Source organism: Streptomyces sp. SAS_270 (assembly GCF_052543295.1).
In genome coordinates, this window is sequence record NZ_JBMNDS010000049.1 from 67,592 (window position 1) to 76,456 (window position 8,865).

General features: G+C 69.4%; 9 protein-coding genes. 7 read left to right on the forward strand and 2 right to left on the reverse strand.

The genetic code is table 11. The features are described from left to right. Window positions 1-90: 90 nt before the first annotated feature. The 6 genes from ACN6LB_RS28350 (at window position 91) to ACN6LB_RS28375 (ending at window position 5,458) form a co-directional block, all read left to right on the forward strand. Complete coding sequence (locus ACN6LB_RS28350; protein WP_445028359.1) at window positions 91-2,097, forward strand: RICIN domain-containing protein; 2,007 nt, start codon at window positions 91-93, stop codon at window positions 2,095-2,097. A gap of 103 nt (window positions 2,098-2,200) precedes the next feature. After that, window positions 2,201-2,986, forward strand: a complete 786-nt coding sequence (locus tag ACN6LB_RS28355; RefSeq protein WP_445028360.1) for a GNAT family N-acetyltransferase — start codon at window positions 2,201-2,203, stop codon at window positions 2,984-2,986. A gap of 82 nt (window positions 2,987-3,068) precedes the next feature. Then, the gene (locus ACN6LB_RS28360) at window positions 3,069-3,980 is read left to right on the forward strand and encodes an NAD-dependent epimerase/dehydratase family protein (protein ID WP_445028361.1); all 912 of its coding nucleotides are present in this window, start codon (window positions 3,069-3,071) and stop codon (window positions 3,978-3,980) included. Between the two features lie 84 nt (window positions 3,981-4,064). After that, window positions 4,065-4,424 carry a helix-turn-helix transcriptional regulator gene (locus tag ACN6LB_RS28365; RefSeq protein WP_356135474.1) on the forward strand — a complete coding sequence of 120 codons (360 nt, stop codon included), beginning with the start codon at window positions 4,065-4,067 and terminating at the stop codon, window positions 4,422-4,424. 91 nt (window positions 4,425-4,515) lie between these two features. Beyond that, window positions 4,516-4,926, forward strand: a complete 411-nt coding sequence (locus tag ACN6LB_RS28370; RefSeq protein ID WP_356135472.1) for a VOC family protein — start codon at window positions 4,516-4,518, stop codon at window positions 4,924-4,926. Between the two features lie 58 nt (window positions 4,927-4,984). Next, window positions 4,985-5,458, forward strand: coding sequence for an HflX-like GTP-binding protein (locus tag ACN6LB_RS28375; protein ID WP_445028362.1), 474 nt, complete (start codon window positions 4,985-4,987; stop codon window positions 5,456-5,458). A 457-nt stretch (window positions 5,459-5,915) separates the two neighbouring features. On the opposite strand, the gene ACN6LB_RS28380 is transcribed toward ACN6LB_RS28375, so the two are convergent. Further along, on the reverse strand, window positions 5,916-6,797 hold the full coding sequence (locus tag ACN6LB_RS28380; RefSeq protein ID WP_445028363.1) for a GNAT family N-acetyltransferase: 882 nt from the start codon (window positions 6,795-6,797) through the stop codon (window positions 5,916-5,918). A gap of 305 nt (window positions 6,798-7,102) precedes the next feature. Beyond that, entirely contained in the window at window positions 7,103-7,366 is a 264-nt protein-coding gene (locus ACN6LB_RS28385) for a GlsB/YeaQ/YmgE family stress response membrane protein (protein WP_356135466.1), read from the reverse strand. A 232-nt stretch (window positions 7,367-7,598) separates the two neighbouring features. Between ACN6LB_RS28385 and ACN6LB_RS28390 the strand changes: the two genes are divergently transcribed. After that, a partial coding sequence (locus ACN6LB_RS28390) for a hydrolase (protein WP_445028364.1) occupies window positions 7,599-8,865 on the forward strand: 1,267 nt, incomplete at its 3' end.

Below are 8,865 nucleotides of genomic sequence, written 5' to 3' on the forward strand. Positions count from 1 at the left end.
TTGACGGATTCTCATGGGAGCGCTGCTATGTGGCGAGTCTCGTTGACTTTTGTTCGAGTCTGCGAACAAAGCCGCTCAAGGGAGAGCCGCATGTCCCCCCGGAACACCCCCCGCCTCAGACGCCTCCTGCGCCGTGCCGCCGTCCGGTGCGCCGTCCTCGGCCTCGCCCTCGCAGGACTGACAGGTCTCGGCCGCACCACCGCCCCACTCGGCATCGAGCCGGCCGCGGTGAGCACCAGCCAGACCGCGGTCGCCCCGGCCCCGATGGGCTGGGCCTCCTGGAACAGCTTCGCCAGCGACATCGACTACAACACCATCAAGGCCCAGGCCGACGCCCTCGCCTCCTCCGGCATGGCCGCCGCGGGCTACAAGTACGTCAACATCGACGAGGGCTGGTGGGAGGGCGCCCGCGACAGCAGCGGCAACATCAGCGTCGACACCGCCAAGTGGCCCGGCGGCATGAAGGCCATCGCCGACTACATCCACAGCAAGGGACTCAAGGCCGGCATCTACACCGACGCCGGCAAGAACGGCTGCGGCTACTACTACCCGACCCCGGAGGGCACGCCCGCCGCGCCCAACACCGGGATGGAGGGCCACAACCAGCAGGACCTGCAGACCTTCCAGAACTGGGGCTTCGACTTCCTCAAGATCGACTGGTGCGGCGGCGACGCCGAAGGCCTCGACCAGGAGTCGACGTACAAGGCGATCCGCGACGCCAACACCGCCGCGACCGCCGTCACCGGACGTCCGCTCGTCCTGTCGCTGTGCGAGTGGGGCACGGGCAAGCCGTGGAACTGGGCCGCGGGCACAGGCGCCATGTGGCGCACGAGCACCGACATCGTCTACTGGCCCAGCAACCCCACGATGTCCAACATCCTGGCCAACTTCGACAAGGCGCTGCACCCGGCCGCCCAGCACACCGGCTACTACAACGACCCGGACATGATGACCGTCGGCATGAGCGGGCTCAGTGCCGCCCAGAACCGCACCCACATGGGCCTGTGGGCCATCTCCGGCGCCCCGCTGCTCGCCGGCAACAACCTCGCCACCATGAGCGCGTCGACCGCCTCGATCCTCACCAACTCCGAGGTCATCGCCGTCGACCAGGACGCGCGCGGACTGCAGGGCGTCAAGGTCGCCGAGGACAGCAGAGGCCTGCAGGTCTACAGCAAGATCCTCTCCGGTACCGGCAAACGCGCGGTCCTGCTGCTCAACCGCACCTCCGCCGCCGCCAACATCACCGCCCGCTGGCAGGACATGGGGCTGACCACCGCTTCCGCCGCCGTGCGCAACCTCTGGTCCGCCTCCAACGTCGGCTCCTACGCGACGAGTTACACCGCCGCCGTGCCCGCCGGTGAAGGCGTGCTGCTCACCGTCTCCGGCACCGAGGGCTCCGGGACGACGTACGAGGACACCACCACCGCGACGACGCCGACGTTCACCGGCGTCTCCGCCTCCGCCGCGGGGACGAAGCTCCTCGACATCACCTACGCCAACGCAGGCACGTCCGCCCGCCAGGCGACACTCAAGGTCAACGGCCAGTACACGCAGACGCTCGCCTTCCCGCCCACGGGTTCGTCGAGCACGTACCGCACCGTCTCCGTCCTCGCCCATCTCGCCAAGGGGGCGAACACGGTGACCTTCGGGACCGCGACCGGCACCGCGCCCGACATCGACGCGGTGGCCGTCCGTGCCGTCCCGGGCACCAACGGGACGGCGATCGTCGGCACCGGCTCGGGGCGCTGCCTCGACTTCTTCCAGAACACCATCACCAACAACACCCAGGCCGAACTCTGGGACTGCGGCGGCGGCCAGAACCAGACCTTCACCTCCACCGCGCGCGGTGAACTGGTCGTCTACGGCAACAAGTGCCTGGACGCCTACAACAGCGGCACCGCCAACGGCACCAAGGCGGTCCTGTGGGACTGCAACGGCGGCACCAACCAGAAGTGGACCGTCAACACCAACGGGACCATCACCAACAACATCTCCGGGCTGTGCCTGGACGCCGTGAACCACGGCACGGCGAACGGAACGGCGATCGACCTGTGGTCGTGCAACGGCGGATCCAACCAGCAGTGGACCCGCAACTGACCCGCTCCTGACCTGGGGTGACGCAGGGGGCGGGGCCGGTCGGGCGGCACCGCCCCGGCGCAATGCCATTGCCGTGCGCGTCCACTGATGGTGGAGTGAGCGCATGGATCACGTAGCGGTACTGGCTCTGTTCGATCGGGACATGCGAGAAGGTGCCCGGCCCGACGGGCCCGGTGCCCGGATCGAGCGGGTCGACAAGGTGGTGCGCCAGGTCGGCGCCGAGCACGGCTGGAACGGGGTGGTCTGGTCCGACCTGGACGAGGCGGGCGCCGACGCGGCGATCGCCGAGCAGATCCGGTACTACGCCGACCTCGGGCGTGAGTTCGAATGGAAGCTGTACGGGCACGACCAGCCGGAGGACCTCGGGCGGCGCCTGCGGGCGGCCGGGTTCACCGCCGAACCGGAGGAGACGGTGATGGTCGCCGAGGTGGGCGACCTGACACTTGACGTCGAACCGCCGGACGGCGTGAGCCTCCTGCCCGTCACCGACCGCGCGGGCGTCGACCTCGTGGCCGACGTCCACGAGAAAGCCTTCGGCACGGACAGCACCCGGCTGCGCCACCAGCTGCTCGCCCAGCTCACCGGCGACGATGACAACGTAGTCGCCGTCGTGGCCCTCGCCGGTGACACACCGGTCAGCGCGGCCCGCATGGAACTCGTACCCGGCACCCGCTTCGCCGGTCTGTGGGGCGGCGGAACCGTCGAAGCCTGGCGCGGCCGCGGCATCTACCGCGCCCTCGTCGCCCACCGCGCCCGCGTCGCCGTGGACCGCGGCTACCGCTACGTCCAGGTCGACGCCTCCCACCAGAGCCGCCCGATCCTGGCCCGCCTGGGCTTCGCACCCCTGACGACCACGACGCCGTACGTACGCACGCCCGAAGCCCCCTAGGCGGCTGCACTGTCGGTGGATCTGTGCGCACCTTTGCGCGACCCGATGTCACATCCCGTGCCGCTCGTTCCGTCGCACAGGTATGACGACGAACCAGAGCATCCTCCTCGCGGGCGCGACCGGCGTCCTCGGCACCCACATCACCCACGCCCTGACCGAAGCGGGCCACAAGGTCACCGGTCTCGGCCGGGGCCCGGGCAACGGCGTCCAGGCCGACCTGATGGACCGCGACGCAACTCTGCGCGCCGTCGACGGGCAGCACTTCGACACGGTCATCCACGCGGCCACCGCCCTGCGCAAGGCGCCCATGCGCCACCGCGACATGCACGCCACCAACGTCCTGCGCATCGAGGGCACCGCCCACCTCATCGAGGCAGCCCGCGCCACCGGCGCACGACGCTTCGTCGCGGAGTCGATGGTCTTCGGCTACGGATACGGCGATCACGGTGACCACGTCCTCACGGAGACCGACGCCTTCGGCCCGCACGGCACCACGGCCGAACTCGAACGGCACATCGAGGGCATGCGCATCAAAGAGGAGCTCACCTTCTCAGCCGAAGGACTGGAAGGAATCGCGCTGCGCTTCGGCCTCTTCTACGGTCCGGGCGGCACCGACGCCCTCCTGCCGATGCTGCGCAAGCGGCAGCTCCCCGCGCCTGCCGACCGCGGCCGCGTCCTGCCGTGGATCGACCTCACCGACGCGGCGCGCGCGGTGGCCGCCGCCGTCGACCACGGTCGCCCCGGTCAGGCGTACAACGTCACCGACCGCACACCCCTGGGTTTCGCCGCCCATGTCCACGCCGTGGCCCGGCAGTTCGGCCAGCCCAAGCCGATGACCGTCCCCCTGTGGCTGACGAAACCCATGTCGTACGCCCACACCATGATGACCACGACCATGCGCGTCTCCTCGGCGAAGGCCGAACGCGAGCTGGGCTGGTCCCCGGCGTATCCGTCCACGTACGACGGCCTGGCCGCGATGGCCGGCGATCGGTGAGAGGGTTCCGGGCGGGCCGCGACGGGCGGGGAACCGTGGTGTGATGGCGCTGTGAGCCGCGCCGTGGAAGAGACCAATCGCCGCATGCTTCGGGCACGGGACGTGATGGATCGCGCCTACCGGGAGCCGCTGGACGTTCCGGCGCTCGCGCGGATCGCCCATGTGTCGGCGGCGCACTTCGCTCGCACGTTCCGGTCCACGTTCGGCGAGACACCGCACCGCTACTTGCAGCGCAGGCGCGTCGAGCGGGCGATGTTCCTCCTGCGGGAGACCGACCGCAGTGTGACGGACATCTGCTACGAGGTGGGCTTCGGCAGTCCGGGGACCTTCAGCCGCACCTTCCGCGACATCGTCGGCCGGTCGCCGAGGACATACCGCAGGCAAGCGGCGGCCGCGGACGTCCCGACGTGCTTCACGATGGCGTGGATGCGACCGAGAGCCTGACCATCCGCGCCTCGGCCATCGCCCGTCGACATGCGTCGGCTGAGCAGTTTTGGATAAGTTTTCGTCCGGTCCGGCCAGTAGCGTGAGGCACATGTTCAACGCCATCACACACTCACAGATCTACGTCCTCGACCAGGACGAAGCCCTCGACTTCTATGTCGGCAAGCTCGGCCTGGAGGTCAGCGCCGACGTCGACATGGGCTTCATGCGCTGGCTCACCATCAGCATCCCGGGACACCCGGAGCGCCAGATCCTGCTGGAGAAGCCGGGCCCTCCGGCGATGTCGGAGGAGACGGCACAGCAGGTCCGCGAGCTGGTGACCAAGGGTGCCACGGGCGGCTCGCTCATCTTCAGCACGGACGACTGCCGCAAGACGTACGAGACCCTGCTGGGCCGGGGCGTCGAGTTCACCGAGGAGCCCACCGAGCGCCCGTACGGAATCGACTGCGGTCTGCGCGATCCCTTCGGCAACAGCATCCGCTTCACCCAGCCGAAGACCTGAGCCCTGCCGCACAGGTAAACAGCTGTGACCGCCGGAGCGGCACGTCTACGGTGTCGGCATGCACCGGAACCGCAGACGGGAGCGCCGGCCCACCCGGCGCGCACCCGTGGTGCGCGCCGAACAGTCCGCCGCGGCCGTGGAGATCGCGGGTGCCGGGGTGGTGGTCGTGGGCTACTTCTCCGCCAAGCAGAAGGACTTCGGCGCGCTCATGGACGCGGCCGCCGTCCTGCTGGCGGCGCGTGGTGCCCGGGTACTGGCACGAGTGGTGCAGCGCCGAGGTGTCTCCAACGGCGGGGCGAAGAAGATGCACCTGCCGTACTCCTCGCGGACAGTCCTGAGCCGCGGAAAGGTCCGGGAAGTCGCCGCGACATGCGAAGAGACCGGCGCCGACGCCGTGGTCTTCCTGATCGACCTGACGGAACGTCAACATCGGTTACTGGCAGAGGACTTCGGGCGGCCCGTTTGGAGTCTGACGGAGATCTGCCCTGCGGATACGGGATCGTCCATCGGCCAAGGTGATGGCCGCGTCTGAGGAGCCGCCGACTCGACTGCGGGCGCGGCGGACGCCGACCGGCCCCTGAGTCGGGTACCCGTCGCTTGGGGGTCCAAGTGGGTTGCCGGAACCGCGGCGCTTGCCGCAGGCGGCCGCCTGGCCACCATTGGTAGGGCGGCCGGGCTGTTGCCGTCCTGCGGCTCGCCCCCAACCGGGGCCGAACGGGCCGCGGTTGTGGGCCGGTCGGCCCCCGCTCCGCGGGGTGGCGTGCTGTCATGCTGAGGTCATCAGCACAAGCCACCCCAGGGGGACTGCCTCCCGTCGCGCCAGTTACTCCCGCGCCCGGCGCACGGAGGAGGCGGCAGGCCCGCCGATTGCCGAGGGGAGCCGCGTCGGCGGGCCTGAACGGGGGGCAGCCTCCACGACAGGACCGGAGGCTGTAGGCGGAATGCCGGCTCCGCCTACAGCCAGTGCGGCACCGGGGCCTTCGCCCGGGTCACAGGTCGAGCTGGTACTCCACCGCGTTGTACGTGGGCAGATAGCCGAGCGTGTCGTTGATGCCGCGCATGGGGGCGTTGCTGTCGGCGGTGTCGGTGAGCAGGCCGCCGAGTTCGGGGTGCTGCTGCCGGGCGCGGCGGATGGACTCCGCCTTCATCCACAGCCCCAGGCCGTGGCCGCGGTGCTCGGGCAGCACCCCGGTGCCGTAGTGCTGACCGTCGCCCTTGCCGTCGCCCGGCACGACGAGCTCGGAGAAACCCACGATCGAGCCGTCGGAGGTGTCCACGGCGGCGATGACGTGAAGCAACTCCCCGCGCTTCGCGACGGCTTCGGCTGCCGACACGACACGCTCCACGTCCCACACGACCGTCCCGTAGTCGGTCCCCTCCATCGGCATGTCGTCCATGGCGCGACGTGAGTCGGCGAAGGTCTGCGCGAGTTCGGGCGGCACGGTGCCGTCCCACTGCGTCAACGCGTAGCCGGGGTGCGGGTGTTCGGCGATCTGCTCGATCCGGGCGAGATCGGCCTCGGGCAGCGGCAGGCGGCTGTACGTCAGCGCCAGCACCCTGCGAAAGCCGCGCGCAGCCAGGAACAGATCGCCGGGGGAGTCCTTTTCGGCCTGCGCGACGAGTGATCGCCGAGCCTCGTCGCGGGCTACGGCGACGGCCGCGTCCAGAAGCCGGCCGCCCACGCCCTGCCGTCGTTCGGCCGGGTGTACGGCGATTTCCACCTCGGCGAGATGCTCCTGCCCTTCCTTCATGAACAACCGCAGAAAGGCGGAGCCGACGGGAACGCCCTCCGTGCCGGACGCCAGCCATGCCAGGCGGCGGCTGGAGGGTGCGGCGTCGGGATCGGTCAGCGGTGTGATGCGCAGTGGCAAGGTGTCTCCGAGTGGCTGGGCTGCGGGGCGAAACCCGCAGAACCTAGCGGCATCGCCGTACGACCGGCAAGAGAATTAACGCCGCACCACCCCGGGTGCCGCACCACCGAGGACGGTGCACCGACGCGCACGGCGCACCGCCCCTCGCGCGGCGCACCCACCTCCGTCCGACCCGAGACCCAGCCCATCCGGTCCGCCGTGCCGACTCGTTTTGCGTCCTGTGCCGTCCCGCACCGCCCCACCAGCGGCGCACCCCTCCGTCCCGGCTCGTCGGTGACACAATCCGTCAGGTCAGGCCCCGCCCGTCAGCGGCGCGCCTTCGAGCGGTCCAGGGCGGCGACACCCAGTGCGGCCAGGCCGATCTGGATGAGCCACTCGATCCAGTCGATGCCCTTGGTGTCGGCCACGCCGAACGCGGCCGCGATGCCCGCGCCGATGAACGCGGCCACGATGCCTACGACGATCGTCCAGAGGATGCCGATGCGCTGACGCCCCGGCACGACGAGTCGGCCGAGGACACCGATGATGATGCCGATGACGATGGCACTGATGATGCCCGAGATCTCCATTTCCACCCCTCTTCGTCAGGTTCCCCGCAGCTAAGAGGGTGCCCCCGTGGCGCGAAGCCAGTCCGTTGCGCCTTCCACGGTTCGGTATGGGGCGCGTTCAGCTCCTGTTCAGGGCTCGTTCTGCCATGTACAGTTCAACAATCTGTCGCCCTGAGGACGGCCAACTGTCGTTCTACGCGCGGAGACTTGGCGCCCGCAAGACCTCTCCCCACCCCTCACGGAGGTACGTCGGATGCACGGATTCAGAAGATCCCGCCACAGACTCTCCACCGCTCTGGCTGTGTTCGGTCTGCTCGCCACGGGCGCTGCCGTTCAGGGGGCCGCTGCGGCTCCGGCGCGTGCGGCGGCCACGCATCGTGTCCTGTTCGACAACGCGCATGCCGAGACGGCGGGCAACGCGGACTGGATCGTCTCCACGAGTCAGCCCGATCCGCTGGGTCAGGACTCCTCGCCGTCCGCGGAGACGGACTGGACCGGTGCGCTGTCCTCGTGGGGTGTGGCCCTGCAGAAGACAGGCGATTACAGCCTCAAGACGCTGCCTTCGGGTTCAAGTCTGGCCTATGGCGGCTCGACGGCGACGGATCTGTCGAACTTCGACACGCTGGTGCTTCCGGAGCCGAACACGCTGTTCACGACGGCCGAGAAGACGGCCATCATGACGTTCGTGAAGAACGGCGGCGGCCTGTTCATGATCTCCGATCACACCGGTGCCGACCGCAACAACGACGGCGAGGACGCGGTCGAGATCCTCAACGACCTGATGTCGAACAACAGCGTCGACAGCAGCGATCCGTTCGGGTTCTCCATCGACTCGCTCAGCATCAGTTCGGGATACCCCGCGGCGATCTCGGACAGTACGAACGCGGTGTTGCACGGTTCGTTCGGCACGGTCACCAAGAGCCTGATCGCCAGTGGCACCACGGCCACGCTGAAGCCCGCCGACAACTCGGCGGTCAAGGGCCTGCTCTACCGCAGCGGTTACTCGGGCAACACGGGGGCGTTCTTCGCCACCAGCACCTTCGGCAGCGGCCGGGTGGCGTTCTGGGGCGACAGTTCGCCGATCGACGACGGCACGGGCCAGTCCGGCAACACGCTCTACGACGGCTGGAACGACACCGGTGCCACCAATGCCGCCCTCGCCCTCAATGCCACCGAGTGGCTCGCGGGCGCAGGCGGCAGTGATGGCGGAGGGGGCGGCGGCGGCACCTGCACCGCGGCCCAGCTCCTCGCCAACCCCGGCTTCGAGTCGGGCAGCACCTCGTGGACCACGACCAGTGGTGTCATCACCAACGACACCGGCGAGGCCGCCCGCACCGGCGCCTACAAGGCCTGGCTGAACGGCTACGGTTCCGCCCACACCGACACCGTCGCCCAGTCGGTGACCATCCCGGCCGGTTGCACGAGCGCCGCCCTCACCTTCTATCTCCACGTCGACACGGCCGAGACGACCACGAGTACGGCGTACGACACCTTGAAGGCGCAGGTACTCAACAGCAGCG